Source organism: Hafnia alvei (assembly GCF_034424155.1).
GTDB lineage: Bacteria > Pseudomonadota > Gammaproteobacteria > Enterobacterales > Enterobacteriaceae > Hafnia > Hafnia alvei.
This window is the reverse complement of the sequence record NZ_CP139992.1, coordinates 1,613,209-1,634,965: the sequence shown is the minus strand read 5'-3', so window position 1 is coordinate 1,634,965 and position 21,757 is coordinate 1,613,209. Positions and strand designations below refer to the sequence as shown.

Genomic DNA, 21,757 nt, shown 5'->3' with positions numbered 1-21,757 from the left:
TGATTTTTACTAATCGATAGCTAGCCACTATCAAACAAATTGATAACATTTTTTTTGCACGCTTTTTTTCAGGCGCTAACTTCCCTACAATCGAGTTATTGTCCGGTAAAATTGGAAAAGAGGAATTCATGGGCACAGTCAAACACAGCAAACTCCTGATCTTGGGCTCAGGCCCTGCAGGATATACAGCGGCGGTCTACGCGGCACGCGCTAACTTGAACCCAGTATTAATTACCGGCGTTGAAAAAGGCGGTCAGCTCACCACCACGACAGAAGTCGAAAACTGGCCAGGCGATCCCGAAGGGCTCACCGGTCCTCTGCTGATGGAACGTATGCACGAGCACGCGGCCAAATTTAACACCGAGATTATTTTTGACCACATCCAGCGTGTCGATTTGCAGAACCGCCCATTCCGCCTGTTTGGCGATTCTCAGGAATACACCTGCGACGCATTGATTATTGCAACCGGCGCTTCCGCGCAATATCTCGGCCTGCCTTCCGAAGAAGAGTTCAAAGGCCGTGGCGTATCTGCCTGTGCGACCTGTGATGGTTTCTTCTATCGCCAACAAGAAGTGGCGGTGATCGGCGGCGGTAATACTGCGGTTGAAGAAGCACTTTATTTGTCTAATATCGCCTCCAAGGTTCACTTGATACATCGTCGTGATACATTCCGCGCCGAAAAAATCTTGATTGGACGCATGATGGATAAAGTTGCGAGCGGTAACATTGTGCTGCACACCAACCGCACGCTTGATGAAGTTCAAGGCGATGCTATGGGTGTAAACGGATTACGTTTAAAAGCGACCGACAGCAATACCGTTGAAGAACTGAGCGTAACAGGTTTGTTTGTGGCTATCGGCCACAAACCGAACACGGCCATTTTTGATGGTCAGCTCGCACTGGAAAACGGCTATATCAAGGTTCAATCTGGCCTGAGTGGCAACGCTACCCAAACCAGCATTCCCGGCGTTTTCGCCGCGGGTGACGTTATGGATCATATCTATCGTCAGGCCATTACCTCCGCGGGCACCGGCTGTATGGCGGCGCTTGATGCCGAGCGTTATTTGGATGGGCTGTCTGCCAATCAGTAAATCACTCTCGATTTAAATCATAAGGGCTGCTTCGGTGGCCCTTATTTTTGTAGCTACCGTGTTTTTTCACCTATTTGTGCTCAAATTGTCACTTGTTATCTGAACTCCACCACAGTTGTTAACAGAATTTACCTTCCTTTGGTTTCATGTCCCCGCAGGCCGTTGTAATATCAGAGCTTACGCGTGAACCGGTGAGTAAAGATAAAATAGGCCGGCCATCAGCACTCTTTTCGACGCTTCATCTGCTTTAGAAACCATCGCAACACATGAATAAAAACAGACAACGCGAATTAACCCAATGGCTCAAACAGCGCAGTTCGCTGGCTCGCCGTTGGCTTCGAATTTCTATGATCCTCGGTTTGATATCCGGACTTCTGATCGTCGCTCAGTCGTGGATCTTGGCGAAACTGCTGCATGATTTGATTATTGAGCAGGTACCGCGCCAATCTCTCCTGCTGCCTTTTGGCTTATTGATTACCGCCATTGTGCTACGTTCAGCCTTAAGCTGGCTGCGTGAACGCGTTGGTTTTAAGTGTGGCCAAGTAGTACGAGTACAAATTAGAAACTTGGTGCTTAATCGGCTCGATGAACTCGGCCCTGCATGGATACAAGGAAAACCAGCCGGACATTGGGCAACGTTAATTCTTGAACAAATTGAAGACATGCAGGAGTTTTACTCTCGCTATTTGCCGCAGATGTATCTGGCAACCATGATCCCGCTGTTGATTCTGATCACCGTATTCCCGATTAACTGGGCCGCAGGTATGATCCTGCTGGTCACAGCGCCGTTGATCCCACTGTTTATGGCGCTGGTTGGTATGGGTGCCGCCGATGCTAACCGCCGAAACTTCTTGGCATTAGGACGTTTAAGCGGCAACTTCCTCGATCGCTTGCGTGGCTTAGATACGCTACGCCTGTTTAATCGCGCCGCCGCCGAAACCGACAATATCCGTCGTTCATCGGAAGATTTCCGCAGCCGCACTATGGAAGTGCTGCGTATGGCGTTTCTTTCCTCTGCGGTGTTGGAGTTCTTTACCTCCATCTCAATCGCCGTGGTGGCGGTCTATTTTGGTTTTTCCTATCTGGGCGAACTCAACTTTGGTAGCTATGGCACCAGCGTGACTCTTTTTGCGGGTTTTCTGGTGCTTATTCTGGCACCGGAATTTTTCCAACCGCTGCGTGATTTAGGCACTTTTTACCACGCGAAAGCACAGGCCGTGGGCGCGGCTGAATCTCTGGTGACTTTTTTAGCAGAAGATGCAGAAAGCCCAGCGCAGGGGCAAGGCCAAGAGCAGTTAACCGGTACGCATCCCATTAGCATTGTGGCTTCAGAGTTGGAAGTATTATCTCCACAGGGAAAAGTGCTGGCTGGGCCACTGACGTTCAGCATTGATGCAGGGCAGAGAATTGCGCTGGTAGGCTTTAGCGGCGCTGGGAAAAGTTCGTTGATTAACGCGTTACTCGGCTTCCTCCCCTACCGCGGTTCCCTCTTAGTTGATGGAAAAGAGCTACGTGAATTAGCGCCAGCGAGCTGGCGTCAGGTCCTCGGCTGGATTGGGCAAAACCCTAATCTGCCAGAGACCACGCTGCGGGCTAATGTGCTGCTGGGCGCTCCTCAGGCCACAGAAGAACAACTGACCACCGCGTTAGAACGTGCGCATGTTACCGAGTTTTTGCCCCTGCTAAATGAAGGCGTTGATACAGAAATCGGTGAGGGTGCCGCTCGCCTCTCGGTCGGCCAAGCACAGCGTGTTGCAGTGGCGCGCGCCTTACTTCGTCCATGCCGCCTTTTGTTGTTAGATGAACCCACAGCCAGTTTGGATGCGCACAGCGAGCAGCTTGTCATGCAGGCATTGTCTGAAGCCTCGCATCAGCAAACCACGCTGATGGTGACGCATCAGTTAGATGATGTAAGTGCCTACGACCAAATTTGGGTAATGGATAATGGCAAGCTGGTTCAGCGCGGCGCTTATACCGAGCTCAGCCAGCAAAAAGGGCCTTTTGCCGATCTGCTTGCAACCCGTAGTAAGGAGCTATAACCATGCGCGTACTTTTGCCGTTTTTAGCACTCTATCGTCGCCACTGGTTCCTCATCTCACTGGGCGTAGTTCTGGCTATCGTTACCCTTCTCGCCAGCATTGGGTTATTGATGCTTTCGGGTTGGTTCCTTGCTGCCTCAGCGCTGGCTGGGCTAGCAGGGCTGATGACGTTTAACTATATGTTGCCAGCCGCTGGCGTACGCGGAGCGGCGATTATCCGTACCGCAGGGCGCTACGCCGAGCGCGTTGTCAGCCATGATGCAACGTTTCGCGTGCTTTCCCATCTACGCGTATTCACCTTTAGTAAAATACTGCCGCTGTCGCCGGGAGCCATTGCGCGTTTTCGTCAGGCGGAGTTACTCAACCGTTTGGTTGCTGACGTAGACACCCTCGATCATCTCTATCTCCGCGTAATATCTCCGCTGATTAGCGCCATCGTGGTGATCGTGGTCGTTACGGCCGGTTTATCTTGGTTCGATCCTACGCTAGCAATCACGCTGGGCGGCATCATGTTGTTGCTGCTGTTTTGCTTGCCGCTAGGTTTTTATCAAGCAGGAAAGCCCGTTGGGATTGCGCTCACTGAACTCCGTGCCGACTACCGCACTTTATTAATTACGTGGGTTGCAGGGCAAGCAGAACTCGCCATCTACGGCGCGGCTGACCGCTTTCGTCAGGCGCTGGATGCCAAAGAGCGCGACTGGCAACAGCAACAGCAGAAGCAAGCGTCTTTAACCGGTGCCGCACAGGCTTTGATGATTTTGGCTTCAGGGTTAACGTTCACCTTAATGCTCTGGCTCGCCGCCGGTGGCGTTGGGCACTATGCCCAGCCCGGTGCGCTGATAGCGCTGTTTGTCTTCTCATCTCTGGCCGCTTTTGAAGCCTTAGCTCCGGTTGCCGGTGCCTTCCAGCATTTGGGACAGGTCACCGCATCAGCAACCCGCGTAGCGCAGATGATTGAGCAAAAACCCGAGGTAACATTCCCTCGATCAGGCCCCGCACTGAGTGAACAGATTGCCGTTAACATTGACCACGTGAGCTTTAGCTATCCAAATCAACCGGTTTCAGTACTTAACGATATTTCCCTTTCGGTGCAACCCGGAGAGAAAATCGCCCTGCTCGGACGTACCGGCTGTGGCAAATCGACCCTGTTACAGCTGATAACACGCGCATGGGACTGCTCTCAGGGCGAAATCTGCCTGAATGATATGCCGCTACCTGCCTTTGATGAAGCAACGCTACGACAAGCCACCGGCGTCGTCAGCCAGCGGGTACATGTTTTCAGTTCAACGCTGCGGGATAATTTAAAAATCGCCAATGACCAAGCGACCGACCTGGAGCTAAAAACCGTATTGGAACAGGTAGGCTTAGGCAAATTGCTAGAAGATACAGGGCTAAATGCATGGCTCGGCGACGGCGGTCGACCGCTTTCAGGCGGCGAACAGCGTCGCTTAGGTATTGCTCGTGCGCTGCTACATCGCTCACCGCTGCTGCTATTGGATGAACCCACTGAAGGCTTAGACGCCGACACTGAGAAGCAGATCCTTGAACTCATCATGCAGCATTGCCAGCACAAAACGCTGATCTTAATTACTCATCGCCTGCAAGGCTTGGATAAAATGGATCGGGTCTGCGTGATGGAAAATGGCCAGATCGTCGAACAAGGGCATCACGCTAAACTTCTTGACGAAAAAGGCCGATATTATCAGCTGTGCCAGCGGCTATAGTTAATACGGGTAATAATTAACAGGCCAATGATGTTTTTCATTCAGATTGGAATATTTTGATGCGCATCATGCAACTGGATCGGCAATCAACGTTATTTCCCCCAACGGATCTCGCACTGCGTGAACCGAACGGGTTGCTGGCCATTGGCGGGGATTTACGCCCTGCCCGTTTACTTGCCGCCTACGGTGCGGGGATATTCCCATGGTTCACACCGGGGGACATCATCCTCTGGTGGTCGCCCGATCCACGTGCGGTTTTATTCCCGCATGAGTTGCACATTAGCCGTAGCATGGCGAAATTTTTACGTAAGCACGATTTTGAAGTCACGATTAATCAGGCGTTTGCCGATGTCATTCGTGAATGCGCCGATCAACGCGAAGAAGGCACATGGATTGGTGAGGACGTGCAGCAAGCTTATGTGAAGTTGCACGAACTTGGCCATGCGCACTCCGTTGAGGTCTGGCAAGAAGATCGGCTCGTAGGCGGCCTGTACGGCGTGTTACAAGGCTCTCTCTTTTGCGGCGAGTCGATGTTCAGCCGCGCCACAAACGCCTCCAAAACGGCTCTAATTGCGTTTTGTGAGCATTTTGTGTCGTTTGGGGGAACATTAATTGACTGTCAGGTGCTTAACGCGCACACTGAGTCGTTAGGTGCGCGTAATATCCCGCGCAGTGATTATTTACACCACTTACGGATTGACCAGAATAAGGTAATTAATCCCGCCTGCTGGAAACCCCAAACTATTATTTCACGCGAGTTTGCGATAAAACCCCATCAAAATTGCCCGTAATGGATGAAGAACCACCGACACTCCTTTACATAATCGGGGTTTTTCGGCATTATCTTGCCGATTAAAAAATATGGTACTCATACCTAGAGGATTCGATGGCCAAAGAAGACAATATTGAAATGCAAGGTACCGTACTTGATACGTTACCAAACACGATGTTCCGCGTTGAATTAGAAAACGGACACGTCGTTACCGCTCACATCTCCGGTAAAATGCGTAAAAACTACATCCGCATTCTGACGGGCGACAAAGTCACTGTAGAGCTGACCCCGTACGACCTGAGCAAAGGCCGCATTGTCTTCCGTAGCCGCTGATAGGCTCACCCTGCGCACCTGCGTTCACGCATCTGCGGCATAAATTATACTCGCGGTGATATGACGGTCTGACGAGACACATAAATATCACTGAGAGTTAGCTGAAAAACTTAAATTTCAGCCATAAAAAAAGAGCGCCTTTTGGCGCTCTTTTCTTTTACTTCTTAAACTTCGGTTAATGCAGGGCGTCTTCGGCTTTACGCTTCTGTGCGCTACAAAATTCATACGTTAACTGCTGCTTATCTTCGCTCAAATCAACGGTGACAGAGCCACCGTCCACCAACGAACCAAACAGCAATTCGTTCGCCAACGGTTTTTTCAGATTTTCCTGCACCACACGTACCATAGGACGAGCGCCCATCGCGTGATCGTAGCCTTTCTCTGCCAGCCACAAACGCGCTGCTTCGCTCACTTCCAACGAAACGCCTTTAGCATCCAGTTGAGCCTGCAGTTCGACGATGAACTTATCCACCACCTGCTGAATAATGTCAGTCGACAGATGGTTGAACCAAATGATGTTATCCAGACGGTTACGGAACTCTGGCGTGAACACCTTCTTGATCTCTTCCATCGCGTCGGTGCTGTTATCCTGCTGCGCAAAGCCAATTGATTTACGCTGAGTTTCACGCACACCGGCGTTGGTCGTCATCACCAAAATCACGTTACGGAAATCGGCTTTACGGCCGTTATTATCCGTTAAGGTGCCGTTGTCCATCACCTGTAACAACAGGTTGAAGACGTCAGGATGCGCTTTTTCGATTTCATCCAGCAATAGAACCGCATGAGGATGTTTGATCACCGCATCCGTCAGCAGACCACCTTGATCAAAGCCAACGTATCCCGGAGGCGCACCAATCAAACGGCTAACGGTATGACGTTCCATATATTCGGACATATCAAAACGCAGCAGCTCAATATCCAAGGCTTTCGCCAATTGGACCGTGACTTCGGTTTTACCTACGCCCGTTGGGCCAGCAAACAAGAACGAACCGACCGGCTTATGATCTTGACCTAAACCAGCACGACTCATTTTGATCGCTTCGGTCAGCGCGCTGATGGCTTTATCCTGTCCAAACACCAACATTTTCAGACGGTCGCCCAAGCTTTTCAGCACATCGCGATCGCTGGCTGATACGGTTTTCTCTGGAATGCGCGCAATGCGAGCGACCACAGATTCAATATCAGCGACGTTGACGGTTTTCTTACGCTTGCTCACCGGCATTAAACGGCTACGAGCGCCCGCTTCATCAATAACGTCAATGGCTTTATCTGGCAAATGACGGTCATTGATGTATTTAACCGACAGCTCAACCGCCGCGCGAATCGCTTTCGCGGTATAGCGCACGTCATGGTGAGCTTCATATTTTGGTTTCAGACCATTAAGGATCTGTACCGTTTCATCTGGGGTTGGCTCAGTAATATCGATCTTCTGGAAACGACGCGCCAAGGCGCGATCTTTTTCAAAGATATTGCTGAACTCTTGATAGGTCGTCGATCCGATCACGCGGATCTTGCCGCTAGACAGCAGCGGTTTGATCAGGTTAGCCGCATCAACCTGCCCACCAGACGCTGCGCCCGCACCGATGATGGTATGAATTTCATCGATGAACAGGATGCTATCGGTATCTTGCTCAAGCTGTTTGAGCAACGCTTTAAAGCGCTTCTCAAAGTCGCCGCGGTATTTTGTACCCGCCAGCAATGAACCAATATCCAGTGAATACAGGGTGCAGTCCGCCATCACCTCAGGCACGTCGCCCTGCACAATTCGCCAAGCAAGCCCTTCCGCAATCGCGGTTTTACCCACGCCGGATTCCCCAACCAATAGCGGGTTGTTTTTACGACGACGGCACAACACCTGAATCGCACGCTCCAGCTCTTTATCGCGGCCTATCAACGGATCGATACCGCCGACGCGTGCAAGCTGGTTTAAGTTCGTGGTGAAGTTCTCCATGCGATCTTCACCGCTAGCAGGCTCTTCCGGTGCTGGATTTTCGGCATTTGGCGCCTGTCCAGTTTCGTCTTTGCGTGTGCCATGCGAGATGAAGTTCACGATATCCAAGCGGCTCACGTCGTGCTTGCGCAACAGATACGCAGCCTGAGACTCTTGCTCGCTGAAAATCGCGACCAGTACGTTCGCGCCGCTAACTTCATTGCGGCCTGAGGACTGAACATGGAAAACAGCACGCTGCAGAACGCGTTGGAAACTCAGCGTAGGCTGAGTATCACGCTCGGCTTCACCGTTAGGTAACGTGGGTGTGGTTTGTTCAATAAAGGTTTCGAGTTCTTGACGCAAAGCGGCTAGATCAACAGAGCAAGCCTCCAGCGCTTCACGCGCAGCAGGGTTACTAAGCAGTGCCAGCAGCAGGTGCTCCACGGTCATAAACTCATGGCGATGCTCGCGCGCTCTGGCGAACGCCATGTTGAGACTGAGTTCCAGTTCTTGATTGAGCATAGGCACCTCCCCCATTTAAGCGGCCGTTAACCGGCCTTTTCTAACGTACACAACAGTGGATGCTCGTTCTCCCGCGCATACCGATTGACGTGAGCGACTTTTGTTTCCGCCACCTCAGCGGTGAAAACACCGCAAATCGCTTTTCCTTTATAATGCACAGTAAGCATCAACTGCGTTGCACGTTCAATATCATATGAAAAAAACTTTTGCAGGACGTCAATCACAAATTCCATCGGTGTGTAATCGTCATTGTTAAGTATAACTTTATACATTGACGGCGGTTTTACCTCATCGATTTGTTTGCTGTCGGCTAATTGTTCGAAATTCAGCCAGTCGTTTTGGTTTGCCATGTCCTGCCCATTCTCTGTTAACAATCATGCGATACAGACTACGATCGCATAACTACATGTCTTTCTTGCTAGTGACTTAACTGTGACACAAATCTTCACAGTTGTGTTATTTGCGTTGCATTAAGTGATTAAATTTCGCCCGATTCATCTAAATAGCGTTATCTGCTTCAAACTTTCATCACAATGCACTGTGTTAAAAATAGCCATTGCTTGACGAACTAGCGGCATACACTAGAGTGTAAATTTGTAAGCTGGTGACGATTCATACAAATCGATACCGTTTCGACCGATAAGTCTCTGGTTCAAACTAACGTGAATTATTCCTTAGTTAACAGATCTTTTCGGCACCCGTAGGGGGCGTTCCTAAGCTGTTCAGCACCACGGTGTGGCGCGTTAACCGAACATCTTAAGAACACGTCCTGTATCTGCCCTCGCACTCAACCGAGGTTTCGCATCAACCAAGACCCACGGTTCGAAGAATGAAGGGCATCAATCTTATCTCATAACATACATAGCGAGCTTTGCCGATGACTCTGGGTTAATCGTGCAAACCTCTTATCACAGCATGGCGAGGGTTGTATAAGCATGGAGACGGGTACTGTTAAATGGTTCAATAATGCTAAAGGTTTTGGCTTTATCTGTCCTGTGAATGGCGGCGAAGACATTTTTGCTCACTATTCTTCAATTCAGATGGAAGGTTACCGCACACTGAAAGCTGGGCAACAGGTCCAATTTAATGTGCAAGAAGGCCCTAAGGGCAACCACGCCAACGCCATCGTTCCCATCGAAGTAGAAATGACGGCCTAACCTCCTGATTACGCTGCTCGAAGGAACCACTTTTGCTCCATGCCAGCCCCGCGCTGGCATTGTTTTATAGCACTTATCATCATGGCAATACGCTATCTTCCTCTTTGTTAGATAGTGGCGTTTCCTTTTTTTTCAAGGGCAACCCGCTCTCCTTCTGCTTATGATTAATTAACCGTCTAATAATTAACACCAATAGTTATTTGACCGCTCAACTCGCTCATTCACTAAATAAATCATCAACGACAATCAAATAATTATTTAAAATACGTTCACCTAGCTCGCCGATTTAATTGCCGTTGAGGTTTAGCCTGTTTAACTACTTGATAGAAATTAAATACAGCAACGTTCTATCAGGTATATCGTATGTCTCAAATCAGCGTCGAACGCACAGCAGATTCATCCATGACGGGTTTCCAACTCTTTAATTCTCTCGTAAAAGGAGACTTAAAGCCGGGGCGTCTTTGGCATGCGAAAAATTACCGCGTGAAATTTGCGCTCAGAACGTTGCTAGCCCCAGTCACAACGATAAAGCTGCTGGAAAACATTGCGGCTATCCCTAGCTGTCAGGACGTGCTTTTAGCCCAGCCACGCCTGCCGTGTAAGCTTCATCATCCCTATCTGAATGTTCACTTCAAGCGCCAAGATGCCGTCAAAGCCATTGGCGAACACTACCAGATGATGGATGACGCGTTGCCGCAGAGCATTTTGCGTAAAATATATAATGCCAAACCCTATTATCTGTGTGAAATGACAGGCAAAAACGGCCAGCTATTCCGTATCGGGATCAGCCCAATTGATAGTCTGAATAAGGAAGGCGAGCTGTCGTTATTATTTTATAACGATGAAGGCACCATGCTTTCTGAATGCACCTTTACCTTGCTCACCTATTTAGGTAAAAAAACGCTGTTCGTCGGTGGATTACAAGGGCCAAAACGTTCGGTCCCGCATGAGCTTATTCAAACCGCTACTAAAGAATGCCATGGTTTATTTCCTAAACGCCTTTTGATGCAGGCACTTTGCTTATTTGCCAACAGCGTGGGATGCGAACAGATATTAGCCGTGGGCAATGACACCCATATCTATAAAAACTGGCGCTACAACAAAAAGAAAAGCAGCAAGATGATGTCAGACTACGACAGCTTCTGGCTCTCAATCGGCGCAGAAACAACGCAGGAAGGTTATTTCCGCCTGCCACTAACGATTGCCCGAAAATCGTTGGAAGAAATCGCCAGCAAAAAACGGGCAGAATATCGTCGCCGTTACCAGTTGCTGGACGATCTGGAATCCGCAGCTCACGCGGCACTGAGTCGCTAAATCTCACACAGAATCCGCCATTCTGAATACGAATGGCGGCTATCTTGTTACTCTGCCTTAGCTACTCAGCCTTACCGCGTGCCAACCAAATCACCCGTGAAAACATCCCTTTGATAAGCGCAGGCACAGAATCTCTGCCCCAAACTTCAGCCTGTGCCGCCACAGAAATAGCTAAGTCGGGTTTAGATGAGCGGTGTATCGCTTTGGTGATCACCTTACGCGCTGACAGCGGTACGTTGCTCGGTAGGCCTGCGATATCGTGATACACCGACGCAAACCCCTCACGGTACATGTAATGCTCCATATCCGGCGCAGGTAGCGCGGTCAGACGATCGCGTTCGTTCTCCTTAGCATGCTCGGTCAACGCACGTACCGCAGCGGCATACTTACGCCCCGCATCGTCGCCGTCCACCAGCACGTGCCACTCAAGTCCCATATGGCGCGCAAATTTCACCAGCGGACGAATACCGCACTGGGCAAACTCAATAACCTTGATCCCTTCCGTTTCGAAATGGTAGCCGCACTGGCGCGCAAGCTCATTGAGCAACCAAACCTCCGTTTCACCCTCAACCAACAGCCAGCAACGAGCAAACAGTGTCGATGCCCGATTAAATCGAATGTGGAAGGCAATCCGCCGGCTATCTTCAGGTGACATCCCCTGCGGGCCAATACGATAGGTTGCCACGCGGTTTGACTGGCGCACCAAACGACATACGCGATCAACCGGCACCAGCGAAAGCAATTCGCCCGAGTTGGTAGTGGTGATTTTTTGCAGCGGCAGCTGATTGAGCAGCCCCCACGCCACCGACAGCATGATGGGATGCAGGCGAGTTTCAGGATCTTCCACCAGCAGCAGCGGCCGCGCATGAGGATCGAGCGTGATCGCACCTTTAGCCTGCAATAGCGTTGAAAACAGCCCAAGTAAAATCAACCGCATATTTCGGCTACCGGATTCAGCCACCATTTGATTCATATTTTCGAGCGAACGCCATGCCTGACGCCCGTGTACTTCGTCGCTATGACGCTTTCGACGGCGCGAGTTCTGCGGCTGTTGCCCCTGTTCAGCAAAATAGTGTTCCAGCAGCAACTGCATGGCATTCAAGCCCTGACGCAGTTCGCTGTTGCTCAGCTTCTGCGGGTTACGCACCATTTCACGCGTCAGATCGTCAAGCTGTTGGGCCACTTCCGCCTGATCGGGGATCTGGCGTTCTGCTAATACGTTCGGACGCAGTCGGCGAATAAAGCGCGCATCGCGCAGGCGTAGCACCGGATGCAACCGAACAATCTCACGCGCCAGTTTATCGACGTGATGTAGTTGAAGCGGCTCGCCATTTTGATCGAGAAAAGAACGCCACGTACACACCGTGCCATCGTCACACAACTCGCCTTCCTGACGAAAATAGATGCGTTGAAAACGGTCGTCCCCATTTTGCCATAGCGACGACAGGGGTCGATAACGGGGCGCGTTGTGGTGCCCTACATCCGACTCACAAAATACAAAGATAATTTGTAGATAGCGCTCTTTTGCGCCTTCATCACCGGGAGGAAAATAAAAATCTTGCGATTCGAAGTGATAGAGATCGGCGTTAGGTGAAAGACACAGCGTCAGCGCATCCAAAAGGCTCGATTTGCCCCACGCATTTTCGCCGATAAGAACCGTATTCTCATCCAGCGTCAAAGAGAGGCGATTTATCCCTCTGAATCCGACAATTTCGATCCGTTCTAGATACATTGCTACTCTCCCTTACGGATGCATTCATCTGAGAATGAAAAAAAAACGCTGTCTGGTCAAGCACTCACTGAGATGTGATGCCCGATTTTCTTCTGCCTATTCAGTTCGTGGAGAGTAAAACGCCAAACCATTCGGCTTGTTTTATCAATTCCTCTGCCACGCTTTACTCACCAAACCCTTTTGGGTAGCGTATCGCCATTATTCTCCGCAATTTAGGTTTTCCATGTACTCGGGACTGCTCATTATCTTGGTGCCGCTTCTGCTCGGCTACCTAATCCCTCTACGCCAAAAGAGCTTAGTGGTATTAATCAACCGTCTGCTTAGCTGGATGGTTTACGTTATTCTGTTTTTTATGGGCATCAGCCTCGCCTTTCTCGATAACCTCAGCGAGAACCTGTGGCTTATTTTTCAGTATGCTTCGGTATTCTTTATTTGCATCATCGTGGCCAATCTTATTGCGTTACTGCTACTGGAAAAAAAGCGCCCTTGGGTTGTACCCCATAAACAGGAAGAACTCCCTTCCCGTCTGCACATGGCGCTGGAATCGCTCAAGCTGTGCGGCGTAGTGGTGGGTGGTTTTGCGCTCGGTTTAACGCAGTGGTCATGGCTCAGCTACGCCTCTCACGGCAGTGAATATGCGCTGATCTTCCTGCTGTTGCTGGTCGGATTGCAGCTGCGTAATAGCGGCATGTCACTCAAACAAATCATTCTTAACCGCCGCGGCATGATTATCGCCGTGCTGGTGTGTGTGAGCGCGTTGGTCGGCGGTGCCATCGCGGCCCTGTTGCTGGGACTGCCGATAAAAACGGGTTTAGCCATTGCGTCTGCCTACGGCTGGTACTCCCTTTCAGGGATCATGATGACCGATGCGTTTGGCCCGGTGATCGGCAGCGCGGCCTTCTTTAACGATCTGGCGCGTGAATTATTTGCCATTATGATGATCCCCACGCTGGTACAGCGCAGCCGCTCATCCGCGTTGGGCCTGTGCGGCGCAACATCTATGGACTTCACGCTGCCGGTTCTACAACGCAGCGGTGGCTTAGAATTAGTGCCTGCCGCCATCGTTCATGGCTTTGCCTTAAGCCTGATCGCTCCGGTTCTGATGGCCGTTTTCTCCTCATAATTCCTGCCTTAAAAAGTATGTCATGGGGGTCAATAACCTCATGACATACCTATAAAGTTTTAGTCTTTTTCCTCTGAATAATTCTCACTTACAACTTAATTTGCGCTATATCAAACAAAGCTAAGGTTGCCTCAAAAATTCCTTTTTTACCTCACTGGACGGGACTACTCTTAAAACAAGCATAATAAATGCAACTTTAAAAGGAAGCCCAGAATGTACTGTGTCCAATGTGAACAAACCATCCGAACGCCTGCGGGTAATGGCTGCTCTTTCGCCCAAGGTATGTGTGGCAAAACTGCTGAAACGTCTGACCTACAAGATCTGCTGGTTGCAGCATTACAAGGCCTGTCTGCATGGGCACTGAAAGCACGCGAGCTGGGCATTATCGACCACAATATTGATAACTTCGTGCCTCGCGCCTTCTTCTCTACGCTGACTAACGTTAACTTCGATTCAGAACGTATCGTCGGTTATGCCCGTGAAGCGTTGGAAATGCGCGATGCGCTGATGATGGCCTGCCGCGCGGTTGACGCGAACGCACAGGTTGATCATCCATTAGCTGATTTACAGCTGGCGGGTTCAGACCTTGCCACGCTGCGCAAACAGGCTGAAGAATTCGCGCTCAACAACGATAAAGCAGAAATCGGCGACGACGTTCACGGCCTGCGCATGCTAAACCTGTATGGTTTGAAAGGTGCGGCGGCCTATATGGAACACGCCCACGTTCTCGGCCAGTACAGCGATGATATTTATGCTGAATTCCACGCCTATATGGCATGGTTAGGTACTCAGCCACGCGACGTTGATACCCTGCTGAATAATGCTATGGGCATTGGCAAAATGAACTTCAACGTGATGGCGATTCTGGACAAAGGTGAAACCGACGCTTACGGTCACCCAACGCCAACCTCCGTTAACGTTCGCCCTGTTGCAGGCAAAGCCATTCTGATTTCAGGTCACGACCTGAAAGACCTGCGTATGCTGCTGGAACAAACCGAAGGGACTGGCGTAAACGTCTATACCCACGGTGAAATGTTACCTGCACACGGCTACCCTGAACTGAAAAAATTCAAGCATTTGGTGGGTAACTACGGCAGCGGCTGGCAGAACCAGCAAACCGAATTTGCCAAGTTCCCTGGCCCAATTTTGATGACCTCTAACTGCATCATCGATCCTAACGTCGGTAACTACACTGACCGTATTTGGACCCGTAGCATCGTTGGCTGGCCAGGTGCGCGTCATTTAGAAGGTGACGATTTCAGCCAGATCATCGCTCAGGCTCAAGTGTGCGAAGGCTTCCCATACAACGAAATCGAACACATGATCACCGTCGGTTTTGGTCGCCAGACCTTGCTGAACGCAGCAGATACCGTCATCGACTTAGTGTCACAGAAAAAACTGCGCCACGTCTTCTTGGTGGGTGGCTGTGACGGTAGCCGCGCTGAACGTAGCTACTTCACCGATTTCGCCCGCGCCGTGCCTCAAGATTGCCTGATCTTGACCTTAGCCTGCGGTAAATATCGTTTCAACAAACTGGACTTCGGTACTCTGGAAGGCTTGCCACGCTTGCTGGACGTCGGTCAGTGTAACGATGCCTACGGCGCAATCATGTTAGCAGTGAAACTGGCTGAAACATTAGGCTGTGGCGTGAACGATTTGCCACTGAGCTTGGTTCTGTCTTGGTTTGAACAGAAAGCTATCGTGATCCTGCTGACCCTACTGTCTCTGGGTGTGAAGAATATCTACACCGGCCCAACGGCTCCGGGCTTCTTGACCGACAACCTGCTGGCCATTCTGAATGAAAAATTCGGCATGCGTTCCATCTCCACGGTTGAAGCAGATATGACCGAAATTCTGGGCGCGTAATCGCACTTGATGTCACCTTAAAGCCGCAGCCCTTCGGGTCTGCGGCTTTCGAATTGAGAAAACATGATGACAATGCCAACTCCCCTCTGCCCTAATCAGATGCAGGTGCATTCCATTCATCAGGAAACGCCGGACGTCTGGACAATTTCTCTTATTTGCCACGATTTCTACCGTTATCATCCGGGGCAATATGCGCTGGTGAGCATTCGTGATAGCGAAGAAACGCTGCGCGCTTACACGCTGTCTTCGTCTCCGGGGCAAAGTAAATTCATTACGATCAGCGTGCGTTGCTTGCCCGACGGCGAAGGCTCGCGCTGGCTGACACAGGAAGTTCATCCGGGGCAACAGCTGTGGCTGTCCGATGCGCAAGGCGAATTCACCTGCGCCAATGCCCCCGCCGATCGCTACCTGATGCTGGCCGCTGGCTGTGGTGTGACGCCGATTATGTCCATGACCCGCTGGCTATTGGCGAATCGTCCAGAAGCCCATGTGCAGGTTATTTTCAATGTGCGAACCCCACGCGACGTGATTTTTGCCAATGAGTGGCGCGATCTTGATGCACGTTATTCACAGCTGAAGCTAACGCTCATGGCTGAAAGCGAGGCTACCACAGAGTTTTTGACCGGTAGAATTACGCGTGAAACGCTGGAACAGATTTGCCCTGATATTGCTAGCCGCACCGTGATGACCTGTGGCCCTGCGCCTTACATGAAAGCGGTCAAACAACTCGCGCTCGATCTGGGCGTTCCAGCGCAAAACTTCTATCAAGAACAGTTCCAAGTGGTAGCCGATAACGATGCCGATGGTGCAACGCTCAAGCTCACCACCAATACGCCGTTGCATACCTATCATGCACCGGTGGGCGCAACGCTGCTGTTCGCGATGGAACAAAACAAGCTTCCTATTCAGGCGGCCTGCCGCGCAGGGGTTTGTGGTTGCTGTAAAACCCGCATTCTTAGCGGCGATTACACCACCAGCAGCACCATGACGCTGACGCCGGACGAAATCGCGCAAGGGTATGTACTTGCCTGCTCTTGCCAGCTAAATAGTGATGTCGTTATTGCATAACGTTTTTGCCTAATCAGTCGGGTCGTCCTGTTTTTTCATCCACCGATGACCCGCTTATTTCGCCCCCTCCTCCCTTCCAATACCTTTCAGTAATGCCTCATTGCTATAACATTTCTACAATATTAATAATACAAAATGTATAGTGGTCTTCTCGATGGCAGACAATGCACTCGGCATTGCCGACAGCGCCGTGACTTTCACTCGCTCACTGATAGCATCAATGAGCGAGCTACCTGAATTCATTCAAGGGAGGTGTTCATGAAGCAAACTGTTGCAACCCTAGTCGCTAAAACACTCGATCAGGCTGGCGTAAAACGTATTTGGGGCGTCACCGGCGACTCCTTAAACGGCCTTAGCGATAGCCTATTAAGAATGGGAACCATACGTTGGATTGGCACACGCCATGAAGAAGTCGCGGCTTTTGCCGCCGGTGCCGAAGCACAGCTTACCGGACAGCTCGCTGTCTGCGCGGGGTCCTGTGGGCCAGGCAACCTTCATCTAATCAATGGCCTGTTTGATTGTCACCGCAACCACGTTCCGGTACTCGCCATCGCGGCGCACATCCCTTCCAGCGAAATCGGCAGCGGCTATTTTCAAGAAACACATCCACAAGAGCTGTTTCGTGAATGCAGCCATTACTGTGAACTCATTTCCAACCCAGAACAGCTCCCTCAAGCGCTCGAAGTGGCAATGCGTCAGGCCATTCTCAAGAAAGGCGTTTCGGTCATTGTGCTACCGGGTGATGTTGCACTGCGTCCCGCACCGGAAGATGCCAACCCCGTTTGGCACACGCCTTTGCTGCCTCGCGTTTTACCACCGGAAAGCGAGTTGGAAGCCTTTAAAAACATTCTGGAAAGCGGCAAAAAAATCACCCTGCTGTGCGGCAGCGGCTGTGAAGGTGCCCATGACGAGCTGATCCAATTTGCGGAAAAGATAAAAGCGCCGATTGTTCATGCGCTGCGCGGTAAAGAGCACGTGGAATGGGATAATCCGTATGACGTTGGGATGACGGGTCTTATCGGCTTCTCCTCGGGCTACCATGCCATGATGAACGCCGATACCCTGATTTTGCTCGGCACCCAGTTCCCGTACCGTGCGTTTTATCCAACTAACGCCACCATCGTGCAGGTGGATACCAATGCGGCCAGCATCGGTTCGCACTGCGCCGTCAATTTACCGTTGCTCGGCGATGTGAAATCAACGCTCCAAGCGCTGCTGCCTAAGCTTGAAACTCACAGCGATCGCCAGTTCTTGGACCAAGCGTTAGAGCACTACCACAAGGCGCGTAAAGATCTGGATGCACTGGCGACCTCCAACGACGACCAGCCGATTCATCCACAATATTTGGCGCAGCAAATCAGCGAACTGGCCAGCGAAGATGCCATCTTTACCTGCGATGTCGGCACGCCAACCGTATGGGCTGCGCGCTATCTCAAAATGAACGGCAAACGCCGTTTGCTGGGATCGTTCAACCATGGTTCCATGGCTAACGCAATGCCACAGGCCCTAGGTGCGCAAGGAAGCCACCCCGATCGTCAGGTTATCGCCCTATGCGGTGACGGTGGATTTACCATGCTAATGGGCGATTTCCTCACGCTGGCTCAGCAAAAATTGCCGGTCAAAATTGTTATTTTCAACAATAGCGTGTTGGGATTTGTGGCGATGGAAATGAAGGCCGGTGGCTATCTCACCGATGGTACCGACTTACACAATCCTGACTTTGCGGCCATTGCGAACGCCGCAGGGATTAAGGGCATTCGGGTAGAAAAAGCCTCTGAGCTAAATAGCGCGCTGGCTGAAGCTTTCGCTCACGATGGGCCGGTCGTCGTCGACGTGGTTACCGCCAAGCAAGAGCTGGCTATGCCGCCGCAGATCAAATTTGAACAGGCAAAAGGCTTCAGCCTTTATATGCTACGCGCCATTATTAACGGTCGCGGTGACGAAGTGGTGGAACTAGCCAAAACCAACTGGCTGCGCTAAACCCTCGCGTTCTTCTCTTGCGAACTCACTCATCCGGCGCAGAAATTCTGCGCCGTTTTTTCATCTAATTTGCGGTCGTTGCCGCAGATCATTCGCTATCTGCCATTTTCAGTTTTGAGTCTACAAACGCGCATGCTACAAAGAATAAGGTTTATAAAAATCCTACTCAATAATCTACACCCCACGTTGAAGCCAAGCGTCAGCCAGCGCAAAACCAAGGGATTAAGGAGCAGTACGTGATCGATCTTCGTAGTGATACCGTTACCCGTCCAAGTGACGCCATGCGTTTAGCCATGTCTCGTGCCGAAGTCGGCGATGATGTTTATGGTGACGACCCCAGCGTTAACCTGCTTGAACAAGAAGCCGCCGAGCTTACCGGTAAAGAAGCCGCACTGTTTTTACCAACGGGTACACAAGCAAATTTGGTAGCGCTGCTGACACATTGCCAACGTGGTGAAGAGTATATCGTTGGACAAAAGGCGCATAACTATCTGTTTGAGGCCGGTGGCGCTGCGGTTCTCGGCAGTATCCAGCCACAGCCCATTGATGCCGCAGCCGATGGCACTTTGCCGCTCGACGTCGTCGCCAGCGTTATCAAACCCGATGATGTTCATTTTGCGCGCACCAAGCTGCTGTGCATCGAAAATACCCATAACGGTAAAGTTTTACCGCTCGACTATCTGCAACAGGCATGGGTATTCACGCGTGAGAAAGGCCTTGCTCTGCACGTCGACGGCGCGCGTATTATGAATGCCACGGTGGCGCTTAACGTCCCCCTATCGACGCTGACACAGTACTGCGACACGCTTACCATTTGCCTTTCCAAAGGACTGGGCGCGCCGATTGGTTCGCTTTTGTGCGGCAGCGCTGAATACATCAAGCAAGCACGTCGCTGGCGTAAAATGGTCGGTGGTGGGATGCGTCAGGCCGGTATTTTGGCCGAGGCGGCACGCTATGCGTTGCTCAACAACGTTGAACGTCTGCGAGAAGACCACGATAACGCGCAGTGGCTGGCGAATGAACTCAGTGCCATTGGGGTCGAAGTTTTGGCACCAGGAGCACAAACTAACATGCTGTTCCTCAAAGTCCCTGCGCATGAAGCCGCTCAATTAGGCGGATGGATGAAAGAGCGCGGCGTACTGATGAGTGCAGGCCCGGTCACGCGTATTGTGACGCATCTCGACGTCTCACGTTCAGATTTGGAGAAACTGGTTTCCTTATGGAAAGAGTTTAAACAATCTATCAATACTCAGAGCAGCACCACAGCCAGCAAAGCTATTTACGGCTAACATAAGTCATAGCCCGCACGCTTATCCCAGCGCTGCGGGCGTCATCCTAAAATAATAAAATATATTCTCATCTGCTTAGGTTTAACTATGACCCCACAAAGGATTTTAGTGCTGGGTGCCAGCGGCTATATCGGACAACACCTGATCCCAAAATTAGCTGAAGAAGGCCATTCAGTCAGAGCCGCCGCACGCCGCATTGACTGGCTACGTGAACAGGCTTGGCCACGCGTCGAATGTCAGTACGTCGATCTTCATAAACCAGAAACCCTACCCGCCGCCGTGGCTGATATTGATGTCGTTTATTATCTGGTTCACGGCATGGGTGATAGCCATGATTTCGTGACCGGTGAAATTAATGCAGCCCAAAATACCTGCGAAGCACTGCGCGATTCAGGCGTGAAACAAATTATTTTTCTCGGCGCCCTTCAGCCCAACGGCGATTCATCACGTCATTTAGTGGCACGTAAAGAAACCGGTGATGCACTTCGCGCCAGCGGAATTCCAGTGACCGAACTGCGCGCAAGCATCATCATCGGCCCGGGCTCCGCCGCTTTTGAAGTGATGCGTGATATGGTTTATAACCTACCGATCCTCACGCCGCCACGCTGGGTGCGTTCAAAAACATCGCCGATAGCCCTTGAGAATCTGCTGACCTATCTCACCGAGTTACTGAACCATCCCGCTATCGGCAACCGCGTGTTTGACGTTGCAGGCCCTGAATACATCAGCTATCAAACCATGTTTGAGCGGTTCATTGCCTTGAGCGGTAAAAAGCGTTGGATGATCCCGCTGCCAATCCCAACGCGTTGGGTTTCTGTCTATTTTCTCAGTATGATCACGTCGGTTCCCACCACGATTTCCCGTGCGTTGATCGAAGGTCTAAAACACGATCTTCCCGCGCACAGCACCGCCATTGAACGACTCATTCCCCAAGCGCTGATCAAATTCGATCAGGCTGTACAAGACACGTTGGATAAAGAGGCCGAAGTCGTGAACTCTGCCGACTGGGGTTACGATCCTGAAGCCCGCGAGCGCTGGCGGCCGGGCTACGGTTTCTATCCAAAGCACGCCGGATATGAGCAAGAAACCAGTGCCTCTCCAGAAGCCCTATGGCATGTGGTTCAGCAAATCGGCGGCAAAGAAGGCTATTTCTACGCCAATATTCTCTGGGCTATCCGCGCTAGAATGGACGATATGATCGGCAACAAAGTGGCCTATGGTCGGCCTGATGGCGATACCCTCGCGCTAGGCGATTTGGTCGACGGCTGGAAAGTGATTACGGTAAAACCCCTGCGCCAGTTAGCCATGATGTTTGGCATGAAAGCCCCCGGCCTTGGTCGCCTAACTTTCACCATTGAAGACAAAGGCGACAAACGCGTTCTGGATGTACGTGCGTGGTGGCATCCCGCAGGATTCAGCGGCCTGTTGTATTGGTTTGCCATGATGCCCGCTCATCTGTTTATTTTCCGTGGCATGAGCAAAAAAATAACCAAGCTTGCCGAAGCCTACGATCGGGAAAATAAGCAGCGATAGTTAGCCCTGCCTCAGCATGGCTTGGCATAATAAGTCCTGCTGAGGCAACGGCTCGTATCTATTATAAAACGCGTACCCTGTGAGCAACTAAACAATTGTTACGCTCTCTCTCCGTAATCTGATTGCATGTAGAGTAAATTCACGGAAGAATGGCACCCTTGTTGCTAGAAGCGGTCAAATTAGCGATGAGAGCGCCCTTTCCCTTTGAGTAAGGGCAATGAACTAGCTGGCTGACATCAGCCATAAAACGCCTATTAACCTAGGCACACTGCGGATTCGGATAA

16 protein-coding genes are annotated in these 21,757 nt (G+C 51.0%); 13 read left to right on the top strand and 3 right to left on the bottom strand.

Annotated elements, in window-relative coordinates:
• The first annotated feature begins 128 nt into the window (after positions 1-128).
• The 5 genes from trxB (at position 129) to infA (ending at position 5,959) form a co-directional block, all read left to right on the top strand.
• Positions 129-1,091, top strand: a complete 963-nt coding sequence (trxB, locus tag U0008_RS07670) for a thioredoxin-disulfide reductase (protein ID WP_043492313.1) — start codon at positions 129-131, stop codon at positions 1,089-1,091.
• Between the two features lie 266 nt (positions 1,092-1,357).
• Positions 1,358-3,130, top strand: coding sequence for a heme ABC transporter permease/ATP-binding protein CydD (gene cydD, locus U0008_RS07665; protein WP_043492311.1), 1,773 nt, complete (start codon positions 1,358-1,360; stop codon positions 3,128-3,130).
• A gap of 2 nt (positions 3,131-3,132) precedes the next feature.
• On the top strand, positions 3,133-4,854 hold the full coding sequence (gene cydC / locus U0008_RS07660) for a heme ABC transporter ATP-binding protein/permease CydC (protein ID WP_043492309.1): 1,722 nt from the start codon (positions 3,133-3,135) through the stop codon (positions 4,852-4,854).
• 59 nt (positions 4,855-4,913) lie between these two features.
• Positions 4,914-5,645 carry a leucyl/phenylalanyl-tRNA--protein transferase gene (aat, locus tag U0008_RS07655; RefSeq protein ID WP_043492307.1) on the top strand — a complete coding sequence of 244 codons (732 nt, stop codon included), beginning with the start codon at positions 4,914-4,916 and terminating at the stop codon, positions 5,643-5,645.
• Between the two features lie 95 nt (positions 5,646-5,740).
• Complete coding sequence (gene infA / locus U0008_RS07650; RefSeq protein ID WP_002211347.1) at positions 5,741-5,959, top strand: translation initiation factor IF-1; 219 nt, start codon at positions 5,741-5,743, stop codon at positions 5,957-5,959.
• Between the two features lie 175 nt (positions 5,960-6,134).
• Here the strand turns inward: infA and clpA are convergent, their stop codons facing one another.
• Both clpA and clpS read right to left on the bottom strand, forming a co-directional pair.
• On the bottom strand, positions 6,135-8,411 hold the full coding sequence (clpA, locus tag U0008_RS07645) for an ATP-dependent Clp protease ATP-binding subunit ClpA (RefSeq protein WP_025800943.1): 2,277 nt from the start codon (positions 8,409-8,411) through the stop codon (positions 6,135-6,137).
• Positions 8,412-8,437: 26 nt separating this feature from the next.
• The gene (clpS, locus tag U0008_RS07640) at positions 8,438-8,761 is read right to left on the bottom strand and encodes an ATP-dependent Clp protease adapter ClpS (RefSeq protein WP_004095820.1); all 324 of its coding nucleotides are present in this window, start codon (positions 8,759-8,761) and stop codon (positions 8,438-8,440) included.
• A gap of 585 nt (positions 8,762-9,346) precedes the next feature.
• Between clpS and cspD the strand changes: the two genes are divergently transcribed.
• The gene (cspD, locus tag U0008_RS07635) at positions 9,347-9,568 is read left to right on the top strand and encodes a cold shock-like protein CspD (protein WP_025800942.1); all 222 of its coding nucleotides are present in this window, start codon (positions 9,347-9,349) and stop codon (positions 9,566-9,568) included.
• Positions 9,569-9,931: 363 nt separating this feature from the next.
• Entirely contained in the window at positions 9,932-10,882 is a 951-nt protein-coding gene (locus U0008_RS07630; RefSeq protein WP_043492303.1) for a VirK/YbjX family protein, read from the top strand.
• A 61-nt stretch (positions 10,883-10,943) separates the two neighbouring features.
• On the opposite strand, the gene U0008_RS07625 is transcribed toward U0008_RS07630, so the two are convergent.
• Positions 10,944-12,614 (bottom strand): ATP-dependent endonuclease, encoded by a 1,671-nt coding sequence (locus tag U0008_RS07625; protein ID WP_043492300.1) that lies wholly within the window; start codon positions 12,612-12,614, stop codon positions 10,944-10,946.
• A 223-nt stretch (positions 12,615-12,837) separates the two neighbouring features.
• Between U0008_RS07625 and U0008_RS07620 the strand changes: the two genes are divergently transcribed.
• From U0008_RS07620 to U0008_RS07595, 6 genes are all read left to right on the top strand, one after another.
• On the top strand, positions 12,838-13,737 hold the full coding sequence (locus U0008_RS07620) for a LysO family transporter (RefSeq protein ID WP_025800939.1): 900 nt from the start codon (positions 12,838-12,840) through the stop codon (positions 13,735-13,737).
• Positions 13,738-13,950: 213 nt separating this feature from the next.
• Positions 13,951-15,603, top strand: a complete 1,653-nt coding sequence (hcp, locus tag U0008_RS07615; protein WP_043492296.1) for a hydroxylamine reductase — start codon at positions 13,951-13,953, stop codon at positions 15,601-15,603.
• A 66-nt stretch (positions 15,604-15,669) separates the two neighbouring features.
• Positions 15,670-16,671: an NADH oxidoreductase gene (hcr, locus tag U0008_RS07610; protein WP_172625173.1), complete on the top strand. Its 1,002-nt coding sequence runs from the start codon at positions 15,670-15,672 to the stop codon at positions 16,669-16,671.
• Positions 16,672-16,929: 258 nt separating this feature from the next.
• On the top strand, positions 16,930-18,651 hold the full coding sequence (gene poxB / locus U0008_RS07605) for a ubiquinone-dependent pyruvate dehydrogenase (RefSeq protein WP_043492292.1): 1,722 nt from the start codon (positions 16,930-16,932) through the stop codon (positions 18,649-18,651).
• Positions 18,652-18,932: 281 nt separating this feature from the next.
• Entirely contained in the window at positions 18,933-19,940 is a 1,008-nt protein-coding gene (ltaE, locus tag U0008_RS07600; RefSeq protein WP_248298850.1) for a low-specificity L-threonine aldolase, read from the top strand.
• 87 nt (positions 19,941-20,027) lie between these two features.
• A complete protein-coding gene (locus U0008_RS07595; protein WP_043492288.1) occupies positions 20,028-21,473 on the top strand; it encodes a DUF2867 domain-containing protein in 1,446 nt (481 codons plus the stop codon).
• The last annotated feature ends 284 nt before the right edge of the window (positions 21,474-21,757 follow it).

Bases quoted from the DNA above. Each gene is read 5' to 3' on its own strand.
- trxB (WP_043492313.1), top strand. From the start codon at position 129: ATGGGCACAGTCAAACACAGCAAACTCCTGATCTTGGGCTCAGGCCCT.
- cydD (WP_043492311.1), top strand. From the start codon at position 1,358: ATGAATAAAAACAGACAACGCGAATTAACCCAATGGCTCAAACAGCGC.
- cydC (WP_043492309.1), top strand. From the start codon at position 3,133: ATGCGCGTACTTTTGCCGTTTTTAGCACTCTATCGTCGCCACTGGTTC.
- aat (WP_043492307.1), top strand. From the start codon at position 4,914: ATGCGCATCATGCAACTGGATCGGCAATCAACGTTATTTCCCCCAACG.
- infA (WP_002211347.1), top strand. From the start codon at position 5,741: ATGGCCAAAGAAGACAATATTGAAATGCAAGGTACCGTACTTGATACG.
- clpA (WP_025800943.1), bottom strand. From the start codon at position 8,411: ATGCTCAATCAAGAACTGGAACTCAGTCTCAACATGGCGTTCGCCAGA.
- clpS (WP_004095820.1), bottom strand. From the start codon at position 8,761: ATGGCAAACCAAAACGACTGGCTGAATTTCGAACAATTAGCCGACAGC.
- cspD (WP_025800942.1), top strand. From the start codon at position 9,347: ATGGAGACGGGTACTGTTAAATGGTTCAATAATGCTAAAGGTTTTGGC.
- U0008_RS07630 (WP_043492303.1), top strand. From the start codon at position 9,932: ATGTCTCAAATCAGCGTCGAACGCACAGCAGATTCATCCATGACGGGT.
- U0008_RS07625 (WP_043492300.1), bottom strand. From the start codon at position 12,614: ATGTATCTAGAACGGATCGAAATTGTCGGATTCAGAGGGATAAATCGC.
- U0008_RS07620 (WP_025800939.1), top strand. From the start codon at position 12,838: ATGTACTCGGGACTGCTCATTATCTTGGTGCCGCTTCTGCTCGGCTAC.
- hcp (WP_043492296.1), top strand. From the start codon at position 13,951: ATGTACTGTGTCCAATGTGAACAAACCATCCGAACGCCTGCGGGTAAT.
- hcr (WP_172625173.1), top strand. From the start codon at position 15,670: ATGACAATGCCAACTCCCCTCTGCCCTAATCAGATGCAGGTGCATTCC.
- poxB (WP_043492292.1), top strand. From the start codon at position 16,930: ATGAAGCAAACTGTTGCAACCCTAGTCGCTAAAACACTCGATCAGGCT.
- ltaE (WP_248298850.1), top strand. From the start codon at position 18,933: ATGCGTTTAGCCATGTCTCGTGCCGAAGTCGGCGATGATGTTTATGGT.
- U0008_RS07595 (WP_043492288.1), top strand. From the start codon at position 20,028: ATGACCCCACAAAGGATTTTAGTGCTGGGTGCCAGCGGCTATATCGGA.